This window comes from Corynebacterium sp. UMB8791, from assembly GCF_054166365.1.
The window spans coordinates 43,558-67,994 of sequence record NZ_JBSZCG010000125.1 but is presented as its reverse complement, the minus strand read 5'-3'; the positions used below and the strand labels follow the sequence as shown (position 1 = coordinate 67,994).

The following is a 24,437-nucleotide window of genomic DNA, read 5'->3' as shown; positions in this document are numbered from 1 at the left end:
GAGGCGGACTGTGACTCAAGAGAAAGCACCGAAGAGGAATACACCCTCGATGCGAAGTGTGTCCGCAATACTTGCTCGTTCGCTCACTGGCGGTGTGCGGGTCCGTAGCAATCCGGTCCTGGACCCGCTGTTATCGATTCATCGACGGCACCATCCGAAGTGCGACGTCGCATTATTGAATCGTGCCTATGAGACGGCTGAGCAGCTACACGATGGCGTGTTCCGGAAATCAGGCGACCCATATATTACGCACCCGCTTGCCGTAGCCACGATCTGTGGTGAAATTGGTATGGACACCACAACGTTGGTGGCAGCACTGTTGCATGACACCGTTGAGGACACTGACTACACCCTGGATGAACTTACGGCCGATTTCGGGCCTGAGGTGGCACGAATCGTCGATGGCGTAACGAAGTTAGACAAGGTTGCGCTTGGGGCGTCGGCAGAGGCAGAAACGATCCGGAAAATGATCGTTGCCATGGCGGAGGATCCCCGGGTACTTGTGATTAAGGTTGCGGATAGGCTCCACAACATGCGCACGATGCGCTTTCTTCCTCCTGAGAAGCAAGCGAAGAAGGCGCGCGAAACCCTTGATGTGATTGCACCGCTTGCACACCGCCTCGGGATGGCGACTGTGAAATGGGAGCTTGAAGATCTCGCGTTCGCGATCCTCTACCCGAAGAAATACGAAGAGATCGTGAGGTTAGTTGCTGACCGAGCGCCCTCGCGGGACAGAGCTCTTGCAGAGATTATTCGTGAGTTGCAAACCGAACTGAAGAAAAACGGGATCGACGCAGAGGTGATGGGGAGGCCGAAGCACTATTGGTCCATCTACCAAAAAATGGTTGTTCGAGGCCACGAGTTCGACGAAATCTTCGACCTCGTTGGCGTTCGCGTGCTCGTCGATAATCTCCACGACTGTTACGCAGCGGTCGGCGTCGTCCATGCTATGTATTCTGCAATGCCGGGCCGATTTAAGGACTATATTTCGAATCCGCGATTCGGTGTGTATCAGTCGCTGCACACGACGGTGATGACGAACAGCGGGCGAGCTCTCGAAGTACAGGTACGTACGCACGAGATGCACTACAACGCCGAGTTCGGTGTTGCAGCTCACTGGCGGTACAAAGAGACGAAAGGATCGCATAAGGGAGATCAGGCTGAAGTAGATCAGATGGCGTGGATGCGCCAACTGCTTGACTGGCAAAAGGAAGCTTCAGACCCAAATGAGTTTCTTGATTCACTGCGCTACGACCTGACAAGCAAGCAGATTTTCGTCTTCACGCCACACGGCGATGTTATCAACCTTCCTGCCGGTTCGACGCCTGTGGACTTTGCCTACGCGGTGCACACTGAGGTAGGCCACCGATGCGTGGGGGCAAAAGTTAACGGCAAACTGGTTGCTCTGGAGTCACAGCTGCAAAATGGTGACCGCGTCGAGATTTTTACCTCGAAGGACCCGAATGCCGGGCCTTCTCGTGACTGGCAAGACTTTATTGTTTCACCGCGTGCGAAAACAAAGGTGCGTCAGTGGTTCGCGAAAGAACGGCGCGAGGAACACCTCGAAGTCGGACGCGATGCGCTGGCAGCGGAAGTACAGCGGAGCGGACTTCCACTTCACCGGCTATTTACGCCTGAGTCAATGCGCGATATTGCACGCAGGCTGCGTTACTCCGATGTAGATGCCCTGTACACGGCTATCGGCGCTGGGAATGTTTCGTCCCGGCATGTTGCAAAAATGCTGGTCGACCAGTTTGGTGACGTCGAAGACGCCGCAGATCTTCTGGCGGATCGGACGCCCCATTCAAAGATCATCCGACCAGAACCCTCGGGCGATGGCCCTGTAGTCTTGGTGCAGGGCAGCCCGGATGTAATGGCCAAATTTGCTAACTGTTGCCAGCCGGTTCCTGGCGACGATATCTTCGGGTTCGTAACCCGCGGTGGAGGGGTTTCGGTGCACCGCACAGATTGCACCAACGCGAACAAGCTCAGGCAAGAGCCAGAGCGGTTGATCGAGGTTTCGTGGTCCGGCGCTGGCGGCTCTGCGGGTACCTCTATCGTGACCGTTCAGGTGGAAGCTCTTGACCGGCACGGCCTCCTCGCGGAACTCACGGGGGTAATGTCTGAACAAAAATTGGCGATTCTATCGCTTTCCTCACAAGCTAAGGAAGACCGTATTGCCACGATTCGATTCAGCTTCCAGGTTTCGGATACGAAGCAGCTCGCTTCTGTGATGAATCTGATCCGGAATGTTGAAGGGGTATTCGACGTCTACCGCGTCGGTGTATAGAAAAAGTGGGGTAACCCGATCACGGGTTACCCCACTTGGGTGCGCTAGTGGGAGATGCCAGTGTGGCACCTAGCCAGCGGTCTACTTGCGCAGGTACTTGTCCAGGAATGCGAACAGGGTACCGAGCGCACCGATGACGGCGGTGAACACTGCGATCCAGTCACGGATTTCAGATGGGGACATGTCCTTGACGGAGGAGCCCTCGTCGCTCGACTGATCCTTAGGAGCCTGCTTCGTGGTGGACTTCTTGGAGGTGGTGTTCTTCACCGTCGGGGCCTTCTCAGTCTTGGTGTTCGAAGCTGGCTTGGCCGTGGTGGTTGGGGTGGTGCTTTCTGCAGCCTCAGCAGCAGCAACGCCAGAAGTTGCGACAGCTACAGCAGTGGCTGCTGCAAGAATACTTTTACGGAAGTTCATGAATTTTCCAATCTGACGGGATTGACAAATGTACGAGTGCAAACTCTAGTTGGCTATCAGACGTTTTGCAAGACTTTGAATAGACTGAAAACTGCTCCTGTGCAGCTGAGAGGCAACTGTGTAGTTACTTTACGGTTGCCGATTTGATGCGTACCTCTTCGGCTGGTGCGCCGTCTCGGCCGCCGCCTTCGACGCCCTTTTCAGCAATCTTGTCAAGGGTGTTCAAACCTTCTTCAGAGATTTGACCGAAGTAGGTGTACAGCGGAGGCAGCACTGAATCACCGTAGTTCAGGAAGAACTGGGACCCATTGGTATCCAAACCGGCGTTCGCCATAGCGATGGTGCCGCGCGCGTACTTCTGAGGGTTCTGCTGGAGCTCCATCTGCTTCATTTGCTCTGCTTCCTCGGGGGACACTCCGTCAGGAGCAGGCGCGTCCTTGAGCGCCTTGAGCGCTTCGTCAGTCGGGAACTCATTTGCGAACTGGAAGCCAGGACCACCGCTGCCTACGCCGGTCGGGTCACCGCACTGCAGTACTTTAAGGCCGTCGCCATCGGTGAGCCGGTGACAGACGGTATCGTTGAAGTAGCCAGCAGAGGCGAGGTGTTCGATCGCATTCACAGTGCACGGCGAGACAGAGCGGTCGAGCTCCATACCAATCGGCCCTGTACTGGTGTCGAGCTCGACGTTGACGGTCCCTGTCGTAGAGACGTTGTCGGTCTTCGGCAGGTCTGCTTTCTTGTCACCCTGTGCTGTATCGGGGGTGTATTCACACGAGACTGAGGCAGGGAGTGCTTCGGCACGCTTCGTCGCGATTGCCTCGTAGTTGTTGGCGTCGAACTCGCTTGGGGCGGTGGTTTCTTCAGCCGAGCTTTGTGCTTCGCTGGTGCTGTCGCCGTCCTGGTTCGCCAGGAAGTAGATGCCGCCGCCTAGCGCCACGATTACAACTGCGGAAAGCGCCGCGATCGACCAGGGTTTTGAGTTCTGCTTTCGATCGCGTGAATTCAATTCACGCTCCAGATGTTTAAGGGCTTCTTGACCGCGCTCTTTATTGCTCACCGTAGTACCTCTATTCTGACTAGTTGACTGGGAAATATTAGCAGGTGTAACTGTACCCGTCGTATTTTGCTGTGTTTTGTGCGACTGCTCGCTTCCGATAGTTCATGTAGGGTCGTGGACATGGCAAAGGTATTTTTTCAAGGTAATGAATCGCAAACATCTGGATCTCTTCCGAAGGTAGGCGACACCCTTCCTGACGCCGTGCTAGTCGCAGGCGATCTTTCGGAAAAGAAGTTGACCGATTACGAGGGGAAGCGCCTGGTACTGAACGTTTTCCCATCGCTAGACACTGACGTGTGCGCAAAGTCTGTGCGGGCGTTTAATGAGCTTGCGGGATCTGCAGAAAACACTGCAGTGCTTTGTATCTCGAAGGACTTGCCGTTTGCTCAGCAGCGTTTCTGCGCGGCAGAGGGCATCGAGAATGTAGAGGCCCTCTCTGCATTCCGCTCTGATTTCGGCACGGCGTTCGGCCTCACGCTTGACGGAACGCCACTCAAGGGATTGCTTGCACGCGCGGTCATCGTGACTGACGCCGATCATCGCGTGGTGCACGTCGAGCTGGTCGAGGAGATCACCAACGAGCCCAACTACTCGGCTGCCGAGGCTGCCCTTTCCTAGTCGGAGAGGTTTAGGTAGACAGCGAGGTAGGCATTGCGAATCTTAGGTTTTACGTCGGGACCGTTTCAGACGAACTGCTACGTCATCATCGATGATTCTGCGAAGCTAGCCTGCCTCGTCGATGCCGGCATGGGAACGCATCAGGTCGTTTCTGCGTTTCTCAAGGAAGAGGGGCTGCAACTTGTGGCCATCTTTCTTACCCACGGCCATATTGACCATACGAGAGATGTTGCGCGGTACCAGGTTCCCGTATTTATTCACGCAGCTGACGCGTTCATGCTTGATCATGGACGCGGTCTTCCTGCCTCAACACTCGAGCTTTTCGACGCCGCTTCGATGGAGGCCGTATCGGACCTCCGCACGTTTGACGCAGATGGGCCACTTGAAATCGCCAGTTTTAGGGTTGATGTAACTCATACTCCAGGCCATTCTCCCGGCAGTGTCCTCTATCAGATGGGCGACGTCATGTTTTCAGGCGACGTGCTGTTCGCGGGGTCCGTCGGCCGGACTGACCTGCCACACTCCGATCCAGGGGCAATGAAAACCTCTTTGTGTGGACCGGTTTGGGCGATTCCTGACGAGACAACGTTGTTGCCTGGACACGGGCCCGGTACAACCATGGCGCACGAACGAACCACGAACCCGTTTCTCCTTGAGGCTCGTAATCAGTAGCCATGGCTGCGGTAGCGACTGAGAACAGCTAGACTCAGTCCCCGTGAGTGATACGAAGAAACCCCAAAAAGAAAAGTTCAAGGCACTGAGCGCTCCAAAGGGAGTGCAGGAGTACGTGCCCCCGGCGTCGTCGAAGTTCCTTTATGTCCGCGATGAGTTCGTGCGACAGGCGCATGTTGCGGGTTTCCAACACATCGAGCTTCCGGTTTTCGAAGACACAACTCTTTTCGCCCGTGGTGTCGGTGAATCTACCGATGTTGTGTCGAAGGAAATGTACACGTTTGCCGACCGTGGCGGGCGTTCTGTGACCTTGCGTCCAGAGGGGACTGCAGGCGTCATGCGTGCAGTGATCCAACACAACCTTGACAGGGGTTATCTGCCGGTGAAACTGAACTACGCCGGTCCGTTTTTCAGATACGAGCGTCCGCAAGCTGGCAGGTACCGCCAGTTGCAGCAAGTTGGTGTCGAGGCAATTGGCGTCGACGACCCCTTGCTTGATGCGGAGATTATCGCACTTGCGGATCGTTGCTACCGGAGTGTTGGGTTGAAAGGCTTTCGCCTCGAGCTGACAAGCCTTGGCGATCACACCTGCAGGCCCGCATACCGGGAAAAGCTCCAAGCTTTCCTCAAGAAGCTCCCGTTAGACGAGGAGACGCAGCACCGCGTGGAAATCAATCCGCTTCGTGTTCTGGACGACAAGCGTCCGGAGGTACAGGAGCTTCTAGCCGATGCGCCGTTGATGCTGGACCACCTCTCAGATGCGTCTCGCGAGCACTTCGAGACTGTTACCGGGACGCTGAAGGATATGGGGGTTCCGTTTGTGATTAACCCGCGGATGGTGCGAGGCCTTGACTACTACACAAAGACTACTTTCGAGTTTGTGCACGATGGTCTTGGGGCTCAGTCGGGAATTGGCGGAGGTGGACGTTACGATGGCTTGATGGCCCAGATCGGTGGCCAAGATCTGTCAGGCATCGGATTCGGACTTGGCGTTGATAGGACAGTGCTCGCGCTGGAGGCTGAGGAGGTGGCGCTCCCGAATATGGATCGTCGCGTTGAGGTGTTCGGCGTAGCAATCGGTGAGGAGGCTCGCCGCAAGATGAGCTCGCTTATCGACGAGCTCCGTGCCGCAGGAATTTCAGCGGACATGGCGTACGGTGGTCGCGGTTTGAAAGGCGCAATGAAAGGCGCTGACCGGGCGGGCGCGCGTTTTGCTCTCGTGCTCGGGGACCAGGAGCTGGCGAACGGGGAAGTGGCGGTCAAGAATCTGGAGAGCCACGAACAAGTTGCCGTTCCGCTTCAGGCTACGGCTATTATTCAGGCAGTGAGCTAGCCTGATTTAGCACTCTGTGATGTTGACCGGGAGGCCAAGCTGTACAGCGAGGCCTCCCATTGACGTCTCTTTGTACTTGCTCATCATGTCGTGGCCTGTCGCTGCCATCGTTTCTACTACATCATCGAGCGTGACTTTATTGGTTCCATCACCAAGCTTGGCTAGGCGGGCCGCGTTGATTGATTTCACCGCTCCGATGGCATTTCGTTCTATGCAAGGAATCTGCACAAGGCCAGCCACTGGATCGCATGTGAGTCCGAGGTTGTGCTCGAGGCCAATCTCAGCAGCGTTCTCTATCTGCTGCGGAGTGCCGCCCAGAATTGCGCACATACCGGCTGCGGCCATGGACGATGCGGACCCTACCTCGCCCTGACACCCGACTTCGGCACCGGAAATGGAAGCGTTCGTCTTAATGATGGCGCCGATCGCTCCAGCGGTCAGCAGGAACTGATGCGCAGCATCCCGGTCGAAGTCGTCGGTAAAATCCCGGCAGTAGTGCATGACAGCCGGGATAATCCCCGCCGCACCATTCGTCGGGGCGGTCACGATGCGCCCGTGCGCGGCGTTTTCCTCATTGACAGCGAGAGCGTACAAGTTGACCCATTCCATCGCGTCAAGGCCGCGAGATGCGGAGGCCTCGTATTCGGCCGTCAATAAGCGATGTAGCCGAGGAGCGCGGCGACGAACTGATAGTCCACCTGGAAGCTCGCCTTCCGTTTTTAGGCCGTGGGCGACGCACTCTTGCATGGTGTCCCAGACCGCGTCGAGGTGAGCATCCAGGACGTCCTTGCCGTGTATCGCTTCTTCGTTCGCACGCATGAGTTCTGCGATAGATAGCTGATGAGTTTCGCACTGGCGCATTAGGGACGCACCATCGGAAAATGGGTAGGGGACGTTAACCGCATCGCGTACGGTGGCGACGCCCGCCTGGTCGCGGTTTGCTTCCATCTGCGTGCGGTCGAGGATAAAACCACCGCCAACGGAGTAGTACTCTTTACGGGAAGCGATGCGCACGCCCTCGGCGTTCCACGCATCGAAAATCAGGCAGTTTGGGTGCTTAGCGACGGGCACCGGGTTCATCGCGACTTCATAGTCGAGTTCACGCTCTGGACCTTGGATGTGCCCTCGTTCTGGAATGAGCTCACCAGGAAGCGGCCGGGTGTCCGCAGAAGTAGTAAGTGGGGTATAACCGACAAGTCCCAGTAGCACAGCTCGGTCGGTTCCGTGGCCCACACCCGTTGCCGCCAAGGAGCCTCGCAGCTCAACCTTGACTGCGGCGGGCGCTTCACTCAAATCCTCGATAAATGCAAGCGCGGCACGCATAGGGCCCACCGTATGAGAAGACGATGGGCCGATTCCGATGCTGAACAAATCAACGACGCTGACTGCATTGTGTGACATGCGCGCGATGTTACATCACCAGAAAGATTTAGCCCTTGTAGACGCCACGGTTGAGAGTGTCGCAGGCGGACATTTTGCCGGTCCTGTACCCGGACATAAACGCGGTCTTTCGCTGCTCAGAAGAACCATGTGTCCAGGTATCGGGGTTGACGTCACCGCCCGAGCGGCGTTGGATGTTGTCATCTCCGATAGCCTGTGCGGTCTCAATTGCAGCGAGGACGTCGTCTTCAGTTAGCGGCTCAAGCAATGCGTTGTCACCCTTGTCCGCGTAATGTGCCCAGATACCCGCGTAGCAGTCGGCCTGTATTTCGATGGCTACGGCAGCAGAATGCTCACCAGGATCGTTATAGTTGCTGAGACCGAGGGTGCCCTCAATCTGCTGTACGTGGTGTCCAAACTCGTGAGCCGTCACATACATTTGCGTGAACGGTGCGTCGTTCCCGCCGAGTGCATTGAGCTGCTCAAAAAACGTGGTGTCAAAGTACGCTGTTTGGTCGGCGGGGCAATAGAAAGGACCGGTAGCTGAGGAAGCATAGCCGCAGCCAGTCTGCGTCGCGTCCCGGAACAAGGTGAGGCCTGGTTCGGTGTAGTCAAGGCCAGCTTGCTCTGGCAAAAGGGTTTTCCAAACACCGTTGACGGATACGCCGGCTGCCTCGACCCGGCAGTCGTCGTATTTGTTTGCAGCGTTGTCCTCGTTGCAATGCTCCAAGGAGTAACTCGAATCCGGCTCTGTGCCGGATGGAGATTGCTCGATGAGATCAGCCGGATTTCCGCCCAGTGCAATAAAGAGAACTATGAGTACAAGTCCACCAATACCACCGCCTGTGGCGATTGGGACGCCACGCCGCCCACCTGAACCAGTCTTTGCGTAGCCACTTCCGCGCTGATAGTTGCTGTTAAACGTCATGGGACAAGCATGCCATAGACGCAGGCGTTTATGGGGAATTGGTACGGTCTTCGGACCCGTCCCTTCGCATGCGAGACAAAGGGGGTACACTTTCAACAGTTAATGTTGTACCTCACGTGGAAGGACGTGGAACAGACTGTGCTGCGCACTCATCTCGCGGGCGAGCTCCGCAAAGACCTTGAAGGACAAACCGTCACGCTGGCAGGTTGGGTAGGCCGTAGGCGCGACCACGGTGGCGTTATTTTTATCGACTTGCGTGACCGCTCTGGCTACGCGCAGGTGGTTTTTAGGGATTCGGAAGTCGCTGAAGCTGCGCACGATTTGCGTAGCGAGTACTGCATTCAGGTAACTGGTGTTGTTGAACCACGCCCAGAGGGCTCGGCTAACCCGAACCTGGCGTCGGGTGAGATCGAGGTCAACGTTTCTGAGCTGAAGGTGCTCAACAAGGCTGCTGCGCTGCCGTTCCAGATTGAGGACGCCTCTTCGAACGAGGTAGGCGAAGAGACTCGCTTGAAGTACCGCTACCTTGACCTTCGTCGCGAGCGACAGGCCGCAGCACTTCGCCTCCGCGCAGCGGCGAATCGCGCAGCACGTAAGGTGTTGGATGCGAATGATTTCACGGAAATTGAAACGCCAACGTTGACCCGTTCTACCCCTGAAGGTGCGCGTGATTTCCTGGTGCCGGCCCGTTTGCGCCCTGGTACCTGGTACGCATTGCCGCAGTCGCCACAGCTGTTCAAACAGCTTTTGATGGTCAGCGGCATGGAACGCTACTACCAGATCGCGCGCTGCTACCGCGACGAAGACTTCCGTGCGGACCGCCAGCCGGAGTTCACACAGCTCGATATCGAGGCCAGCTTTATCGACCAGGATGACATCATCGCTCTCGCGGAGCAGATCGTTGTTGAGTTGTGGAAGCTGATCGGCTACGAGGTCTCAACTCCGATCCCGCGCATGACATACAAAGACGCGATGGAGAAGTACGGCTCGGACAAGCCGGACCTTCGTTTCGATATTCAGCTAGTGGACTGCACTGAGTTTTTCAAAGACACGACTTTCCGCGTCTTCCAGAATGACTACGTTGGTGCCGTTGTCATGGATGGTGGCGCTTCTCAGCCCCGCCGTCAGCTTGATGCCTGGCAGGATTGGGCAAAGCAGCGCGGCGCGAAGGGCCTGGCGTACATCTTGGTGCAGGAGGATGGCGAGCTCGGTGGTCCTGTTGCGAAGAACATCACTGAGGAAGAGAAGGCCGGCATTGCAGCACACGTCGGTGCGAAGCCTGGTGACTGCATCTTCTTTGCAGCAGGTGACGCGAAGAGTGCCCGTGCATTGCTCGGCGCAGCGCGAGGGGAAATCGCTCGCAAGCTTGGCCTGATTAAGGAAGGCGATTGGGCGTTTACTTGGGTGGTTGATGCTCCGATGTTCGAGCCGTCCGCTGACGCTACTGCCTCCGGAGACGTTGCGCTTGGCCACTCGAAGTGGACCGCTGTGCACCACGCGTTTACCTCGCCGAAGCCAGAATTCAAGGCAGACTTCGAGAAGAACCCAGGCGAAGCTCTGGCATACGCATACGACATTGTCTGCAACGGCAACGAAATCGGTGGCGGATCCATTCGTATTCACGAGAGAGACGTCCAGCAGCGTGTCTTCGAAGTCATGGGCATCACCGAGGAAGAAGCCAAGGAGAAGTTTGGCTTCCTGCTTGAGGCATTTGCTTACGGTGCGCCACCGCACGGCGGCATCGCATTCGGCTGGGACCGCATTGTGTCCTTGCTTGGCGGGTTTGACTCCATTCGTGACGTCATTGCCTTCCCGAAGTCCGGCGGCGGCGTAGACCCACTGACGGATGCGCCTGCGCCTATTCCAGACGAGCAGCGTAAAGAGACTGGCGTTGATTTTAAGCCGAAGAAGTAGCGTCGACATTGCGCACGGATGAGCCGGCGCAATGAAACAAACGCGTGCCGGAGCGTCGGCAACCGTGTAGGTTGTTGGAGCTCCGGCTTTTCTCACAGGTGGTCGGCCTGCCGGGACTGAGCGGTAGTTTTTGAGGAGAGTAAACATGTCGCAGGGTGATCTATTCGGTAACTCCTTACCGACTAGTGGCCAGCAGACTGCCAATGATGGTGGCGCACAACGTGGCTCAGACTTTTTTGCAGCAGGTCACGGTGCACCCCTCGCTGCCCGAATGCGCCCTCAGAGTTTGGATGAAGTTGCTGGGCAGCAACACCTTCTTTCCGAGGGCAAACCTCTACGCCGGCTTGTAGAAGGATCGGGTGCAGCCTCAGTGATACTTTACGGTCCACCCGGTACTGGTAAAACAACCATCGCTTCGTTGATCGCTAAAACAATGGGGCAAAACTTCGTTGGTCTTTCTGCACTGTCTTCAGGGGTGAAGGAGATCCGCGCGGTCATCGATGCAGCGCGTAGAGATTTGATCTCGGGTGAGAGCACGGTCCTGTTTATTGACGAGGTTCATCGGTTTTCTAAGACTCAACAGGATGCGCTGTTAGCTGCCGTCGAGAATCGCACGGTGTTGCTTGTAGCGGCTACGACGGAGAATCCCTCATTTAGCGTGGTAGCCCCGCTGCTTTCACGCTCGTTGCTTCTGAAACTTGAATCCTTATCGGCTGAAGACCTCGGCGTGGTGATTGATCGAGCGATACAAGACGAACGTGGGCTCGCGGGTTCCGTGAAGCTTGCCGACGACGCGCGAGCGCAACTCATAGCCTTGGCGGGTGGAGATGCACGCCGCAGTTTGACGTACTTGGAGGCAGCTGCAGCATCAGTCGAACCGGGGGAGACAATCACTCTTGATGTCGTGAGGGAAAGCGTGAACCGTGCGGTGGTGCGTTACGACCGGGACGGCGACCAGCACTACGACGTAGTTTCCGCATTCATCAAGTCGATTCGAGGCTCAGATGTCGACGCAGCGTTGCACTATTTGGCACGGATGATTGAAGCTGGTGAGGATCCTCGCTTTATAGCCCGCAGGCTGGTCATTCATGCTTCGGAGGACATTGGTATGGCCGATCCATCAGCGTTGCAAACTGCAGTTGCCGCAGCGCAGGCGGTACAGCTGATCGGGATGCCTGAGGGTCGACTGACACTTGCACAAGCGACGATTCATTTGGCTACCGCGCCAAAATCGCCAGCAGTGATTCAGGCGATTACGCGCGCCCAGGAGGACGTGCGCGCGGGAAAGATTGGCCCGGTTCCAGCGCATTTACGGGACGGGCATTATGAGGGCGCGAAAGCGATGGGCAATGCAGTCGGTTATGTCTACCCGCATGATGACCCGAAGGGGGTAGTACAACAACAGTACATTCCCGACGGCTTAGAGGATGCGGTCTACTACACACCAACGGACCACGGTGACGAGCGAAGAATTTCCGGGTTCTTGGGTAGGCTGCGTAGGTTAGTACGTGGTTGAGGGGTAGAGTAGTTCGAGATTGATTCGAACTTGAAAGGAAACTACTCCGTGCAAACCCATGAGATTCGTGAGCGCTTTACGCAGCACTTCGTTCGTGCAGGACATACACCAGTTCCGAGCGCATCGCTTATCTTGGACGATCCGACACTGCTGTTCGTGAATGCGGGCATGGTTCCGTTCAAGCCGTATTTTCTTGGCCAACAGAACCCTCCCTTTGAACATGGGAAAGCGACTTCGATTCAAAAGTGCGTGAGAACGCTTGATATTGAAGAAGTAGGTATCACGACTCGCCACAATACGTTTTTCCAGATGGCCGGCAACTTCTCCTTCGGCCAGTATTTCAAGGAAGGCGCGATTACTCACGCATGGGAGCTGCTGACGGGCAGCGTAGAGGATGGCGGTTACGGCCTCGACCCAGAGCGGCTGTGGGTGACGGTGTATCTGGATGACGACGAGGCTGCTTCGATTTGGGAAAACAAGATCGGGGTAGATCCGTCGCATATCCAGCGAATGGGCATGGAGGACAACTTCTGGTCCATGGGTATTCCTGGGCCGTGTGGTCCGTGCTCGGAGATCTACTATGACCGTGGCCCTGAATACGGTAAAGAGGGCGGGCCAATCGCTGACGATAACCGCTACATGGAGATCTGGAACTTGGTCTTCATGGAGTCGATTCGCGGTGAGGGCGACAAGAAGGGCAACTTTGAGCTCGTCGGAGAGTTGCCAAAGAAGAACATCGATACCGGGCTAGGCATCGAACGCGTTGCCTGCCTGCTGCAGGGCGTCGACAATGTGTATGAAACAGATCTGCTCCGCCCGGTTATTGACGCGGCAGTTGAGCTTACCGGCACTAAGTACGACGCAGGAGTGCACGAAGATGATGTAAGGTTCCGCGTGATTGCGGACCACTCGCGTACAGGCATGATGATCATTCTCGATGGTGTTACGCCGTCGAACGAGGGGCGCGGTTACATTCTGCGCCGCTTGCTGCGCCGAATTGTTCGCTCTGCACGTCTCCTAGGCGCAACTGGGAACGTGCTTGAGGTCTTTATGAACACCATTATGGATACAATGACGCCGTCGTTCCCGGAGATCGCGAAGAACCGGGAACGTATCCTGCGGGTTGCTTTGGCTGAAGAGCGTGCCTTCTTGAAGACCCTCGAATCCGGTACACACCGATTCGACGAAACAGTCGAGCAACTGCGTGCATCCGGAGCGAAGACTCTGCCTGGCCAGCAGGCATTCGAACTCCACGACACGTACGGTTTCCCAATTGACTTGACGTTGGAGATGGCGCATGAGGCCGGACTTGACGTCGATATGGACGCATTTAACTCCGCCATGCAGGAGCAGCGAGCTCGGGCGAAGGCTGACAATAAAGCGAAGAAGCACCGTAACGTTGATGAATCGCTCTATCGGGAGTGGGTGGACAATCACCCGACCGAGTTTGTGGGCTATTCAGAACTTGAGCATGATGCCCGAGTCCTCGGTCTCGTCCGCGACGGTGACAAGGTGAACGAGGCTGCGGAAGGCGATGAGGTCGAGGTTATTCTCGACGTCACTCCGATGTACGCCGAAGCCGGTGGCCAGATGGCCGACCGCGGTCTGATTCGCGTTGGCGATACGATGTTGCAAGTTCACGACGTGCAGAAGATCGGCAAGAAACTGTGGGTGCACAAGGCAACCGTGGAACATGGCGGCATTGGCCTCGGCGATCAGGTACAAGCTGAAGTTGATGAGAAGTGGCGTCATGGGGCGCGACAGGCGCATACCGCTACCCACCTCATTCACGCTGCGCTACGTCAGGTGCTCGGCCCAACCGCTGTCCAGGCTGGTTCGATGAACAAGCCTGGCTACCTGCGTTTCGACTTCAACTACACCGAACAGCTGACTGATGCTCAGCTCCAGGAGATTGCAACCATTACGAACCAGGCGGTGGACGCAGACTTCGCGGTTAACACCATCGAAACTTCGCTATCAAAGGCGAAGGAAATGGGCGCGATGGCGCTATTCGGCGAGAACTACGGTGACCAGGTGCGGGTGGTAGAGATCGGCGGGCCGTTCTCGATTGAGCTGTGCGGTGGTACACACGTTGAGCACTCGTCACAGATTGGACCTGTTGCTGTGCTCGGCGAGTCTTCTGTTGGCTCTGGCGCACGCCGTATCGAGGCGTACTCCGGCATGGACTCCTTCCAGTACTTTTCGAAAGAAGCTGCACTGGCCTCGGGGCTCGCTGCCGAGCTCAAGACTCCAACAGGCCAGCTGCCGGAGCGCATTGCGCAGCTCACAGAGCGGCTCCGAGCTGCTGAAAAAGAGATTGAGAATTTGCACCGTCAGCAGTTGCTGTCGAAGACTGGCGAGTTCTTGGACCGCGCAGAGACCATCGGTGCGTACAAGGTGATTGCTGCGAAGCTGCCCGACGGTATCGAAGCTGGCGATGTTCGCACCTTGGCGAACGACCTACGCGGCAAGCTGGAAGGTGAGGCCGCGGTCATTGCGCTGGCCTCTGATAACGGTGGCAAGGTGCCGTTCGTGTTTGCGGCTACCAGTGCGGCGGTAGAGAGCGGGATCAAGGCTGGCGAACTTGTGAAGTCCTTCGGTGAATACGTCAACGGGCGCGGTGGCGGCAAGCCGAACCTTGCTCAGGGCTCCGGCTCTTCCGCTGATGGTATCGATGCCGGCTTCAAGGCAATCCGCGACGTACTTGGTGCCTAAGCCCCGTAAGCACGGATCAATAGTGCGACACGCCGTATTTGGATATCCGTTGTCCCAAAAAACCAGTAGGTTTTAAGGGAAGGCACAGAGTAAACGGTTGGAGTGATGGTATGACGGTGCAGCCCGATCGCCCCGGGGTTCAAGATCCCGGGCCGGGACGTCGCCTCGGAATTGACGTCGGTACAGTTCGTATCGGTGTCGCATCGTCAGACCGTGATGCAAAGCTAGCGACTCCACTTGAGACTGTTGCCCGTGTTACAGGATTTAAAGATCGCGACGGAGCAGATATCGATAGAATCATCGACATCATCGACGAGTACAAGATCGTTGAAGTTGTTGTTGGTCTGCCACGCGATTTAAAAGGTCACGGCTCACGTAGCGTCAAACACGCGAAAGAGATCGCGTTCCGGATTAGGCGACGATCTGGGCTTCCCGTAAGAATGGCTGATGAACGTCTAACAACTGTTGCTGCAGCTCACGCCTTGCGTGCGAGCGGCGTGAACGAGCGCGCTGGTCGTAGTGTGATTGATCAAGCTGCGGCGGTTGAGATTTTGCAATCCTGGCTGGACGGCCGAACGAATTACTTCAAGGAGAATCAATCGTGACGACCCCAACAACCTCGAAACGACGTACACGGGGCACGGCGGTGCTCGTAACGTCGATCTTGCTGATCATTGGATTGATTGCCTGGATCGCGGTGATGCGTAACGGCACGAACGCCGATTTTAACGGTACCGGTAATGGTGAGGAACAAGTCGTCGAGATCCCCGAGGGCTCGAACATTTCGTCGCTGGGTCCTGAGCTTGAAGAACGTGGCATTGTTGCTTCGAACGGAGCGTTCCAGACTGCAGCTGCGAATAATGCGGACTCGGACAACATTCAGCCTGGATTCTACCGCTTGGAAGGTGAGATGAGTGCGGACAGCGCCGTGGCTGCGCTGCTCGACCCATCCAAGCGCGTGACGCCACTACAGGTTTATGGGGGTGCAACGCTCATGGATGTCAACGTAGTTGGTGGGCAACGGCGTCTTGGTATCTTGTCCATGATTCAGCAAGTTTCTTGTGGTGAGGAAGTTAAACCTGGTTGCGTTACTGTTGAAGAGCTGCACCACGTTGCGGCCGATGCGGATCCGGCGAGCCTCGGCGTTCCAGAGTGGGCACTCGAGGTAGTGAACGCTCGAGCGGGAGACGCGAAACGTCTTGAAGGACTTATTGCTCCGGGTGAGTACATCGTGGATCCAGGGGTGTCTGCCGAGGCCGTGCTCACTGATTTGATTACGCGATCTGCAAAGCAGTATGAAGCGACAGACATAGTCACGAGGGCAAAGTCAGTTGGATTGACTCCGTACGAACTCGTCGTAGCTGCATCTCTGGTTGAGCGTGAGGCTCCCGCCGGAGAGTTCGATAAGGTGGCTCGAGTTATCCTGAACCGTCTCAAAGAGCCTATGCGTCTCGAGTTTGACTCGACCGTCAACTATGGGTTGCCCTCTGTTGAGGTTGCGACGTCACGTGAGGACCGTGAGCTGGTCACTCCTTGGAACACGTACGCGATGGATGGACTACCGCAAACGCCGATTGCATCACCATCGATGGAAGCAATTGAGGCGATGGAGCGGCCTGCAGAAGGTGATTGGCTGTTCTTTGTGACCATCGATAAGGATGGCACGACAGTCTTTAACCGCACTTTTGATAAGCATTTGGAGGATACGCAGCGCGCGTATGACTCTGGCATTCTCGATTCTCAGCGCGAAGGAAATCGGGAGCAGTAATGTACCAAGCAGCCGTCCTCGGTTCCCCGATTGAGCATTCACTCTCACCGGTCTTGCACCACGCTGGGTATAAGGCTCTGGGGCTCGATGATTGGCGTTACACAAGGATTGAGTGCGTCGAAGCAGACCTTCCCAGGGTCGTGCTTGAGGCGGACGAGAGTTTCCAAGGGTTTTCAGTTACGATGCCCGGCAAGTTTGCCGCGTTAAAGGTTGCGGATCGGGCAACCGATCGGGCAACTGCGATCGGGTCCGCGAACACCCTGGTCCGCACGCACCAGGGGTGGCGGGCGGATAACACTGACTGCGAAGGAGTGCTGTACGCGCTTCGCCGTTTGCTTGGCGGAGCAGATATCCAACGAGCGGTTGTGATCGGCGCCGGCGGTACTTCTCGGGCTGTGATTTGGGCCCTTCGGGAACGAGGGGTTGAGGAAATTACTGTTATCAATCGTTCAGATAGGAGCGGCGAGCTTCGAAGATTGACGGAAGGCATTAGGTGCAACTTCGTATCTTTTGACGGTGATCTATTCAAAGTTACGGCTGCTGCTGACGTGGTTGTTTCGACTGTCCCCGCAGATACGCTGCGGCCCTATGTTCAGCAGCTGGCTCACGCCCCGTTGCTGGACGTCATATATGATCCGTGGCCGACTCCGCTGGTATCCCAATCTGCCGCGAACGGTTACAAAGCAGTCGGGGGGCTGACGATGCTAGCGGGGCAGGCGTTCTCACAGTTCGAACAGTTCACGGGACGCAATGCGCCGCGTGAAGAAATGGAAACGGCGCTCGTGGAGCATTGGACCGCGTTAGAGCAGCAAAGTCACTAGAAGATGGCGGGGGGAGCTGTTTGGGGCGCGGTCGCTCTGGGGTTGGCCTGGTCGATACTGACATGCTGGTACGACCTGAAATACACGAGGTTGCCTAATTGGCTCACGTTGCCACTGTGCGTTGTAGCTGTCATTGCCGTCGCGTTCGAGCCTTTCTTATCTGTGGGTATGCTTTGGCCTGCCACCTATTTGCTGTTTGGACAGGGCATTGGTGGTGGTGACATCAAACTCGCGCTTCCACTGGGCGTTGCTTCGGCAGCGGCTGGTGGATTCATCGGTGTTATGGCGGCGTTGTTTATAAGCAGCTTCTGCACGGTATGTTTCGCGTTACTCGTAAGGTCTCACCGTGTTCCACATGGCCCGTCGATGCTATTGGCGAGTTGGGCAGTAATTGGAATCTATGCCGGAAACTGCATCTTCTCATGAGAAGTGTGACAGAATAGCCATCATGTTTCGCTGGACCACTGCCGGAGAATCCCACGGCCAAGCCCTGATCGCACTTGTTGAGGATATGCCTGCTGGCGTGCCAATTACTGAGCAGGAGATCGCACATCAGCTCGCTCGTCGCCGTCTCGGGTACGGACGCGGCGCGCGGATGAAGTTTGAGCAAGACAAGCTGGAGCTGCTCGCTGGAGTTCTGCACGGCACCACGATTGGCAGCCCGATTGCGATTCAGATCGGCAATACAGAGTGGCCAAAGTGGACGACGATTATGTCTCCGCATCCATTGGATACTTCGAATGAAGATGTACAGAAGGCTATGTCGTCTGGGCGTGGTGCAAAGTTGACTCGGCCGCGACCCGGGCATGCGGATCTTCCTGGCATGATCAAATACGGATTCGATTCGGCACGACCTGTGCTTGAGCGTTCGTCAGCACGTGAAACGGCTGCGCGAGTCGCCGCAGGATCGGTTGCGCGTGCGCTTTTGCGTGAGGCCCTGGGCGTTGAGGTGTTTTCGCACGTGGTTTCAATTGGGGACTCAGTGCCTGATTGTGACGTGTTGCCTTCCTTTGCTGACATTGATGCTATCGACGCCTCCCCGGTACGTGCCGCAAGCAAGGAAGCAGAAGCCTCGATGGTTGCGTGTATCGAATCCGCAAAGAAAGCAGGGGACACCTTGGGCGGAGTCGTCGAAGTAATTGTCGACGGCCTCCCAATCGGCCTGGGCTCCCACATCTCTGGGGAAGCACGCCTCGACGCTCAACTTGCGGGCGCGCTGATGAGCATTCAATCCGTGAAGGGCGTTGAAATTGGAGATGGTTTTGAGACTGCTACGCGTAGAGGGTCGCAAGCGCACGACGAAATTACGTTGAAAGATGGCCGGGTTCAGCGGCTGTCTAACCGAGCCGGTGGCCTTGAGGGTGGTATGACCAACGGTGAGCAGCTTCGTGTGCGAGCTGCCTTCAAGCCGATTTCTACGGTGCCTCGCGCGCTGCAATCTATCGATATGGCTACCGGAGCGGAGGCCACAGGTATTCACCAGCGATCCGATATCTGTGCTGTCCCAGCGGGAGGCGTGGTTGCAGAGGCGATGGTGGCACTTGTGCTTGCGGAAGCGACATTGAAAAAGTTCGGTGGGGACAGTCTCGACGAGTTGAGGCGTAATATTGCGTCGTATCAGCAATACGTTGCGCAGCGCTTCCGTTTTGATGGGGAGTAGTCCGCAAAGAAAGGATGACTGTGAACGCAGATACAGGTTCCCGACCAGCCATAGACGAGGTTCTAGGGTCGTGCGAGTCCGGTATTCCAAAAGTCGTGCTTGTTGGCCCTCCAGGCGCTGGGAAGACGACGATTGGGCGTCGATTAGGGAGGGCATTGAACCTTCAGTTCGTGGATTCTGATTCGATAATCGAGCAAGCTGAAGGTAAACCGTGCGGTGAAGTCTATGCATCGTTGGGGGAGGATGCGTTTCGTGATCTTGAGCACGAGGTTGTGAAGCAGGTATTAGGGAGCAAGGGCGTTGTGAGCCTAGGCGGTGGCGCTGTGGTTCGGCCTGAGACGAGAGCTCTGTTAGAAAACCACCTTGTCGTGTGGGTTGACGTCGGGGTGAAAGAGGGCACTCGACGGACTGCAGGAGACGGGACTCGTCCAGTGCTGGCAGCAGAAGACCCTGAAGCGCGTTACCAGGCGTTGCTTACTGAACGTGAGCCTTTCTACCGCGAGGTTGCTGACTACCGCGTCCGCACTGACGATCGTCCGCCACAGCGCATCGTTGCTGAAGTGTTAGGCGTCATCGATAGCGAATAGAACGATTCCTAGAGACAAGAGAGGCAAGTCATGGCAGTAGTGGATGTTTGTGGGCCCCAGCCGTATCAGGTCTTCATCGACCACGACACAACTATGATGGTCGGTAATCACGTGCAGGCGCTCGGGGCGAGAAAGGCTCTGATCGTGCATCAGCCTCCGCTAGCTGCCGTTGCACGAAGTATCGCGCAAGACTTAGAAAACAATAACATTGACCCCCACCTGGCGGCCGTCCCTGATGCGGAGGACGGCAAGAGCATTGCGGTTGCAAGTGAACTTTGGGATGTTCTTGGGCGTGCCGGTTTCTCGAGGCAGGACGCCGTGGTCACTGTGGGCGGCGGTGCAGCAACTGATATGGGTGGATTTATCGCTGCTACTTGGATGCGTGGCATTGACGTCGTGCATGTCCCAACTACATTGCTAGCAATGGTGGACGCCGCAGTAGGCGGGAAGACTGGGATGAACACAGCGGAAGGTAAGAACCTGGTCGGTGCATTTCATGAGCCGAAGGGCGTCTTCATCGACTTGGAACGCGTGTACACCCTTCCAGAAGAAGAGATCGTGTCTGGCTCCGCGGAGTTGATCAAGACGGGTTTTATCGCTGACCCAAAGATTTTGGATCTATTTCAGGAGGGTGCCTCTCGTCACTGGCCTGAGCTCATCGAGCGCTCTGTCGCTGTCAAAGCAGGCGTCGTCTCCGAGGACCTCAAAGAGTCGGGACTCCGTGAAATCTTGAACTATGGGCACACGCTTGGTCATGCAATCGAGCGACGCGAGCAGTACCGTTGGCGGCACGGAAATGCTGTTGCTGTGGGAATGATGTTCGTTGCGTACCTTGCGCTGCAGCGGGGACTTATCGACGAATCGGTTGTTTCGCTACACCGTACGATCCTTGAAGCGGCTGGGTTGCCAACGCGCTACGAGCATGGCGTGTTCGATGAGCTCTATGAGGGAATGACCCGCGATAAGAAGAATAAGAACGGGCACATTCGGTTCGTGGTACTCGATGGTATCGGTTCTTGTACACGAATCGAAGATGCCACCAAAGAAGAGATGCGTGCTGCTTACGAAGCCATGATGGGGGACTAGCGCGATGATGATCCTTGTTCTCAACGGACCAAACTTGGATAGACTCGGCAAGCGGCAGCCCGAAATCTATGGCGCCGAAACCTTGGAGACACTCACACAGCGGCTGCAGAGCAAGGCTACAGCGGCAGGCGTGGATGTTGAGGTTCGTCAGTCCAACCACGAGGGCGACTTGATCGATTGGGTGCACGAGGCGGCTGACAGTAAATGGCCTGTCATCATTAATCCGGGCGGTTTTACGCATACATCAGTGGCGCTGCGCGATGCTGTCGTTGAGTTGGGAGACGGTCCGGGGTTTGTGGAAGTGCACATTTCGAATATTTACGCGCGTGAGGCCTTCCGACACCATTCGTATTTGTCGCCGGTAGCGCGTGGCGTAATTGCCGGTCTTGGTCTGGAAGGTTACGAGCTTGCAATGCAAGTATTTATCAACGACTTGAAGGAGTCTCAATGGGTTTAGCAGATACTCGATTTGAAAACCGGCGCCGTAAGCTGGCGTCTCTTTTAGCTGGTCACCGGATCGACGACATGTTAGTAACCCATTTGACGCATGTCCGTTACTTGTCTGGGTTCTCTGGTTCCAATGGTGCGCTATTGATCTCCAAAGACCGCTCAGCCCGTATCACAACAGACGGGCGATATGCGACGCAGGTCGCAGAAGAAGTTCCTGATATCGAGGCGACGATCACTCGAAAAGTCGCCACCGAACTGCTGAGCGCAGTTGTAGAGGGACACCGCGTTGGGTACGAAGCAGACTATGTCAGTGCATCGCAGCTTGAAGCTCTGAAGCAGGCTTGTCCTGAAGGCGTGACCTTGGTGCCTGTCACGCAACAAATCGAGGGAATTCGGTTAGTGAAAGATGAACTGGAGCTTCAACGCTTGGCTGAGGCCGCGGAGCTGGCATCGACAGCGCTTCGCGAACTAGTTGACGCCGGTGAGCTCGCAGCAGGACAGTCAGAGCGCCAAGTCGCTGCCAACTTGGAATACCGGATGCGATTGCTTGGCGCTGATCGCCCGAGCTTTGACACGATTGTCGCGTCGGGTTTGAATTCGGCTAAGCCACACCATGGTGCCTCTGACCGCGTGATCGAAGACGGTGACTTTGTCACGATTGATTTCGGAATGTACCGTGCAGGATTCAACTCCGACATGACAAGAACATTTGCGGTGGGGGAACCTTCTGCGTTTCTCCGCGAAATCTACGAGGTTACTCGTGAATCCCAGCAAGCAGGTGTCGAGGCGGCTGTTGCAGGTGCGAAGTTAGTCGACGTAGACAAAGCATGTAGAAGCATCATTGAAGACGCGGGCTACGGCGAATACTTCGTGCACTCGACGGGTCACGGTATCGGGTTGGATGTGCACGAGGGACCATACGCGGCGCTGACTGGCACTGGAGAGCTAGAACCATCGATGACCTTGACCATCGAACCGGGTATTTACGTTCCTGGGAAGGGAGGTGTCCGAATTGAGGACACCCTGATTATCACCAGCGGTGCACCACGTATTATCACCCAGTTCCCCAAGGAACTCATCGTGCTGTAGCATAATTGTGATTGCGAGAGCACATCTATTGTTAGAAAGAAGGAAGGCTTCAAGTGGCAACTACTGCTGATTTTAAAAACGGTTTGGTTCTGTTGGTAGATGGGAAACTCCAGCAGATTGTTGAGTTCCAGCATGTGAAGCCCGGTAAAGGCCCAGCTTTCGTTCGTACTAAGTTGAAGGATGTTGTCTCCGGCAAAACCGTGGACAAGACCTGGAACGCTGGCGTTAAGGTTGACACGGCAACGGTTGACCGCCGTGACATGACCTACCTGTACAACGACGGAACCAACTACGTGGTCATGGACGACAAGACCTTTGAGCAGTTCGAGCTTCCAGAAGAGAAGTTCGGTGATGCCGCAAAGTTCCTGCTGGAAAACATGCATGTCCAGGTCTCGTTCTACGAGGGCGACGCACTGTTTGCAGAACTACCGATCTCGGTCGATCTCAAGGTCGAGCACACCGAGCCGGGTCTGCAGGGCGATCGCTCCACCGGTGGCACCAAGCCTGCAACCCTGGAGACCGGCGCCGAAATTCAGGTCCCACTGTTTCTTGAGACCGGTAATGTAGTGAAGGTTGATACGCGTACTGGTGAATACCTTTCGCGTGTGAACAACTAATGGAGAATTTCAAACGCCATGGCGCACGATACCGTGCGCGTCGTAGAGCCGTCGATATCCTCTTTGAAGCCGAAGCTAGAGACATCGACCCGGTTGCTATTGTCGAAGACCGAGAGACGCTGTCTCAGAACCCGCTGAATCAAATTGCCCCGGTGGCTCCGTATACCCGGACCATCGTGGAGGGCGTGGCCCTTCAGCTCGATGATATTGACGACGCAATCGAGAAGTTTCTCAGCAGCGATTGGGAGTTGGATCGAATCCCCGCAGTGGATCGGCAGATCTTGCGCGTAGGTATCTGGGAGATCCTGTTCAACGCAGAGGTTGATGCCCCAATCACGATCTCGAATGCGGCTGAATTAGCTACGCAATACTCAGGTGCGAAAGCGGCACCGTATATCCACGCGGTGCTCGACGGAGTAATTCAATCGCAATCTGAAAATGCTCCAATGTCTCAGACTCACGCAGAAGAACCTGCTGACGGTCAGGAGGGCGAGGAAGCTTAACGAGTTTTCCGCTGTAAAAAAGTGGGAGGCAACGAATCAACGCGTTGCCTCCCACTTTTTAGTTTCCGCGTTGGGCGGCTTCAGCGATCGTTTCTGATAGCACTTTCATCATATTTTGTGCATAGAGCACCTGGTCGACACTACGGCGGAGAGCACTCGAAAGTTGTTCATCGGTCATGCCCGCGGCAACGTGTATCTCGCTTTCAGAACGGACAACTAGTGTCTCCCCTCTGTTTGCCACAACCGCGCGGCAACCGAGCAGCGAAGAGTTCGTCTGGTTCGCGGCGAGATAGAGTGAGGGATCTGTGGAGTCGGAAGGAACGTCTGTTTCGGCATCGGCGCGGACGATCAACACGGTGTCCAGGAGTACAAACAAGACATGGAAATCATTCAGGTTTGCATGCGCGACGCGCCCTGTCGGATCATCGGACAGTTCGATGCCGTGACCCCGCATTTGTTCAATGATGCGTTCGATCGTTACCTGGGGGGTAGAAGTACTAGTGCTCAACGTGGGGATCCTTCCAGTTCACTAACGTAGGAAATGACGTTTCCAGAAAATCAAAAGCCTGCAGTGTTGATTCGATCGATGTGACTATAAATGCGCCCAATTGATCTGGTGTTAACCCGTTTGTGACGTCTGTCGTACGGATTGCGCTCACCGCCAGTGATGGTGCATCGCTTCCTGTTTCGTTTTCGAAGAAACGCAAGGTTGGCGCAAAGTGGGTTTGGTTATGTTCGTTCATTGCCAAGAGCAAGTGTGAAGCCATTTCTTGTGGCACAGCACCGCGCCAAATGGATTCGAAAATCAGATAACTATCATCCAAAGCGCACACAGTCGCGCAGTTGACGAATCCGCTTCGCAAAATATTTTCTTCAATGCGGTACTCAAGGTCCTCATTTTCAAAAATGGCTGCAACATCTGCAAGCGAAACCGGACTGGGCTGTTCAGGGATTTGTTGCGTCGTCATTGTTCCAACCCTACCAATCATTCGTCGGCCAACTACCTATGCGGAATCCTC

General features: G+C 55.9%; 24 protein-coding genes. 18 read left to right on the top strand and 6 right to left on the bottom strand.

What is annotated here, in order from left to right:
• The first annotated feature begins 10 nt into the window (after window positions 1-10).
• Entirely contained in the window at window positions 11-2,290 is a 2,280-nt protein-coding gene (locus tag ACXIUA_RS07750) for a RelA/SpoT family protein (protein ID WP_083290771.1), read from the top strand.
• Between the two features lie 81 nt (window positions 2,291-2,371).
• Here ACXIUA_RS07750 and ACXIUA_RS07745 read toward each other — a convergent pair whose 3' ends face one another.
• Both ACXIUA_RS07745 and ACXIUA_RS07740 read right to left on the bottom strand, forming a co-directional pair.
• Window positions 2,372-2,704, bottom strand: coding sequence for a hypothetical protein (locus ACXIUA_RS07745; RefSeq protein WP_070976807.1), 333 nt, complete (start codon window positions 2,702-2,704; stop codon window positions 2,372-2,374).
• A gap of 124 nt (window positions 2,705-2,828) precedes the next feature.
• Window positions 2,829-3,761, bottom strand: a complete 933-nt coding sequence (locus tag ACXIUA_RS07740; protein ID WP_457976506.1) for a peptidylprolyl isomerase — start codon at window positions 3,759-3,761, stop codon at window positions 2,829-2,831.
• 120 nt (window positions 3,762-3,881) lie between these two features.
• Between ACXIUA_RS07740 and tpx the strand changes: the two genes are divergently transcribed.
• The 3 genes from tpx to hisS are packed head-to-tail and all read left to right on the top strand — an operon-like array spanning window position 3,882 to window position 6,384.
• Entirely contained in the window at window positions 3,882-4,379 is a 498-nt protein-coding gene (gene tpx / locus ACXIUA_RS07735; RefSeq protein WP_070477027.1) for a thiol peroxidase, read from the top strand.
• A 33-nt stretch (window positions 4,380-4,412) separates the two neighbouring features.
• Window positions 4,413-5,051, top strand: a complete 639-nt coding sequence (locus ACXIUA_RS07730) for an MBL fold metallo-hydrolase (protein ID WP_256020383.1) — start codon at window positions 4,413-4,415, stop codon at window positions 5,049-5,051.
• A gap of 43 nt (window positions 5,052-5,094) precedes the next feature.
• Entirely contained in the window at window positions 5,095-6,384 is a 1,290-nt protein-coding gene (gene hisS, locus ACXIUA_RS07725) for a histidine--tRNA ligase (protein ID WP_256000222.1), read from the top strand.
• 6 nt (window positions 6,385-6,390) lie between these two features.
• Here the strand turns inward: hisS and ACXIUA_RS07720 are convergent, their stop codons facing one another.
• Both ACXIUA_RS07720 and ypfJ read right to left on the bottom strand, forming a co-directional pair.
• Entirely contained in the window at window positions 6,391-7,785 is a 1,395-nt protein-coding gene (locus ACXIUA_RS07720; RefSeq protein ID WP_070362384.1) for an L-serine ammonia-lyase, read from the bottom strand.
• A gap of 28 nt (window positions 7,786-7,813) precedes the next feature.
• Window positions 7,814-8,716 (bottom strand): KPN_02809 family neutral zinc metallopeptidase, encoded by a 903-nt coding sequence (gene ypfJ / locus ACXIUA_RS07715; protein ID WP_457976540.1) that lies wholly within the window; start codon window positions 8,714-8,716, stop codon window positions 7,814-7,816.
• A 114-nt stretch (window positions 8,717-8,830) separates the two neighbouring features.
• On the opposite strand from ypfJ, the gene aspS reads away from it, so the two are divergent.
• The 14 genes from aspS to nusB all read left to right on the top strand — a co-directional run bounded on the left by aspS (window position 8,831) and on the right by nusB (window position 23,418).
• On the top strand, window positions 8,831-10,606 hold the full coding sequence (gene aspS, locus ACXIUA_RS07710) for an aspartate--tRNA ligase (RefSeq protein ID WP_070977190.1): 1,776 nt from the start codon (window positions 8,831-8,833) through the stop codon (window positions 10,604-10,606).
• A 145-nt stretch (window positions 10,607-10,751) separates the two neighbouring features.
• Complete coding sequence (locus ACXIUA_RS07705) at window positions 10,752-12,122, top strand: replication-associated recombination protein A (RefSeq protein ID WP_256041721.1); 1,371 nt, start codon at window positions 10,752-10,754, stop codon at window positions 12,120-12,122.
• Window positions 12,123-12,170: 48 nt separating this feature from the next.
• The gene (alaS, locus tag ACXIUA_RS07700; protein ID WP_070477035.1) at window positions 12,171-14,837 is read left to right on the top strand and encodes an alanine--tRNA ligase; all 2,667 of its coding nucleotides are present in this window, start codon (window positions 12,171-12,173) and stop codon (window positions 14,835-14,837) included.
• Between the two features lie 110 nt (window positions 14,838-14,947).
• Window positions 14,948-15,442: a Holliday junction resolvase RuvX gene (gene ruvX, locus ACXIUA_RS07695; RefSeq protein ID WP_070362388.1), complete on the top strand. Its 495-nt coding sequence runs from the start codon at window positions 14,948-14,950 to the stop codon at window positions 15,440-15,442.
• Window positions 15,439-16,605 carry an endolytic transglycosylase MltG gene (gene mltG / locus ACXIUA_RS07690; RefSeq protein ID WP_457976505.1) on the top strand — a complete coding sequence of 389 codons (1,167 nt, stop codon included), beginning with the start codon at window positions 15,439-15,441 and terminating at the stop codon, window positions 16,603-16,605. The genes ruvX and mltG overlap by 4 nt, the downstream gene beginning before the upstream one ends.
• The gene (locus ACXIUA_RS07685; protein ID WP_457976504.1) at window positions 16,605-17,426 is read left to right on the top strand and encodes a shikimate dehydrogenase; all 822 of its coding nucleotides are present in this window, start codon (window positions 16,605-16,607) and stop codon (window positions 17,424-17,426) included. Before mltG ends, ACXIUA_RS07685 begins: the two co-directional genes overlap by 1 nt.
• A 3-nt stretch (window positions 17,427-17,429) precedes the next feature.
• Window positions 17,430-17,852: a prepilin peptidase gene (locus tag ACXIUA_RS07680; RefSeq protein WP_457976503.1), complete on the top strand. Its 423-nt coding sequence runs from the start codon at window positions 17,430-17,432 to the stop codon at window positions 17,850-17,852.
• Window positions 17,853-17,874: 22 nt separating this feature from the next.
• Window positions 17,875-19,086, top strand: a complete 1,212-nt coding sequence (gene aroC / locus ACXIUA_RS07675) for a chorismate synthase (protein WP_256000218.1) — start codon at window positions 17,875-17,877, stop codon at window positions 19,084-19,086.
• Between the two features lie 50 nt (window positions 19,087-19,136).
• The gene (locus tag ACXIUA_RS07670) at window positions 19,137-19,673 is read left to right on the top strand and encodes a shikimate kinase (RefSeq protein WP_070977196.1); all 537 of its coding nucleotides are present in this window, start codon (window positions 19,137-19,139) and stop codon (window positions 19,671-19,673) included.
• 30 nt (window positions 19,674-19,703) lie between these two features.
• Window positions 19,704-20,759, top strand: coding sequence for a 3-dehydroquinate synthase (gene aroB, locus ACXIUA_RS07665; RefSeq protein ID WP_457976502.1), 1,056 nt, complete (start codon window positions 19,704-19,706; stop codon window positions 20,757-20,759).
• Window positions 20,760-20,763: 4 nt separating this feature from the next.
• The gene (gene aroQ, locus ACXIUA_RS07660) at window positions 20,764-21,216 is read left to right on the top strand and encodes a type II 3-dehydroquinate dehydratase (RefSeq protein WP_457976501.1); all 453 of its coding nucleotides are present in this window, start codon (window positions 20,764-20,766) and stop codon (window positions 21,214-21,216) included.
• Window positions 21,207-22,298, top strand: a complete 1,092-nt coding sequence (locus tag ACXIUA_RS07655; protein WP_070477047.1) for an aminopeptidase P family protein — start codon at window positions 21,207-21,209, stop codon at window positions 22,296-22,298. The genes aroQ and ACXIUA_RS07655 overlap by 10 nt, the downstream gene beginning before the upstream one ends.
• Window positions 22,299-22,351: 53 nt before the next feature.
• The gene (gene efp, locus ACXIUA_RS07650) at window positions 22,352-22,915 is read left to right on the top strand and encodes an elongation factor P (protein ID WP_070362395.1); all 564 of its coding nucleotides are present in this window, start codon (window positions 22,352-22,354) and stop codon (window positions 22,913-22,915) included.
• Entirely contained in the window at window positions 22,915-23,418 is a 504-nt protein-coding gene (gene nusB / locus ACXIUA_RS07645; protein ID WP_070362396.1) for a transcription antitermination factor NusB, read from the top strand. The genes efp and nusB overlap by 1 nt, the downstream gene beginning before the upstream one ends.
• Window positions 23,419-23,476: 58 nt before the next feature.
• On the opposite strand, the gene ACXIUA_RS07640 is transcribed toward nusB, so the two are convergent.
• On the bottom strand, window positions 23,477-23,926 hold the full coding sequence (locus ACXIUA_RS07640) for a YbjN domain-containing protein (RefSeq protein WP_070362397.1): 450 nt from the start codon (window positions 23,924-23,926) through the stop codon (window positions 23,477-23,479).
• On the bottom strand, window positions 23,916-24,386 hold the full coding sequence (locus tag ACXIUA_RS07635) for a YbjN domain-containing protein (RefSeq protein ID WP_457976500.1): 471 nt from the start codon (window positions 24,384-24,386) through the stop codon (window positions 23,916-23,918). Before ACXIUA_RS07635 ends, ACXIUA_RS07640 begins: the two co-directional genes overlap by 11 nt.
• Window positions 24,387-24,437: the final 51 nt, after the last annotated feature.

Excerpts from the sequence above, each read along its gene's own strand:
- ACXIUA_RS07745 (WP_070976807.1), bottom strand. The coding sequence starts at position 2,704 with ATGAACTTCCGTAAAAGTATTCTTGCAGCAGCCACTGCTGTAGCTGTC.
- tpx (WP_070477027.1), top strand. The coding sequence starts at position 3,882 with ATGGCAAAGGTATTTTTTCAAGGTAATGAATCGCAAACATCTGGATCT.
- ACXIUA_RS07720 (WP_070362384.1), bottom strand. The coding sequence starts at position 7,785 with ATGTCACACAATGCAGTCAGCGTCGTTGATTTGTTCAGCATCGGAATC.
- ACXIUA_RS07705 (WP_256041721.1), top strand. The coding sequence starts at position 10,752 with ATGTCGCAGGGTGATCTATTCGGTAACTCCTTACCGACTAGTGGCCAG.
- ruvX (WP_070362388.1), top strand. The coding sequence starts at position 14,948 with ATGACGGTGCAGCCCGATCGCCCCGGGGTTCAAGATCCCGGGCCGGGA.
- ACXIUA_RS07685 (WP_457976504.1), top strand. The coding sequence starts at position 16,605 with ATGTACCAAGCAGCCGTCCTCGGTTCCCCGATTGAGCATTCACTCTCA.
- ACXIUA_RS07680 (WP_457976503.1), top strand. The coding sequence starts at position 17,430 with ATGGCGGGGGGAGCTGTTTGGGGCGCGGTCGCTCTGGGGTTGGCCTGG.
- aroC (WP_256000218.1), top strand. The coding sequence starts at position 17,875 with ATGTTTCGCTGGACCACTGCCGGAGAATCCCACGGCCAAGCCCTGATC.
- aroB (WP_457976502.1), top strand. The coding sequence starts at position 19,704 with ATGGCAGTAGTGGATGTTTGTGGGCCCCAGCCGTATCAGGTCTTCATC.
- aroQ (WP_457976501.1), top strand. The coding sequence starts at position 20,764 with ATGATGATCCTTGTTCTCAACGGACCAAACTTGGATAGACTCGGCAAG.
- ACXIUA_RS07655 (WP_070477047.1), top strand. The coding sequence starts at position 21,207 with ATGGGTTTAGCAGATACTCGATTTGAAAACCGGCGCCGTAAGCTGGCG.
- nusB (WP_070362396.1), top strand. The coding sequence starts at position 22,915 with ATGGAGAATTTCAAACGCCATGGCGCACGATACCGTGCGCGTCGTAGA.
- ACXIUA_RS07635 (WP_457976500.1), bottom strand. The coding sequence starts at position 24,386 with ATGACGACGCAACAAATCCCTGAACAGCCCAGTCCGGTTTCGCTTGCA.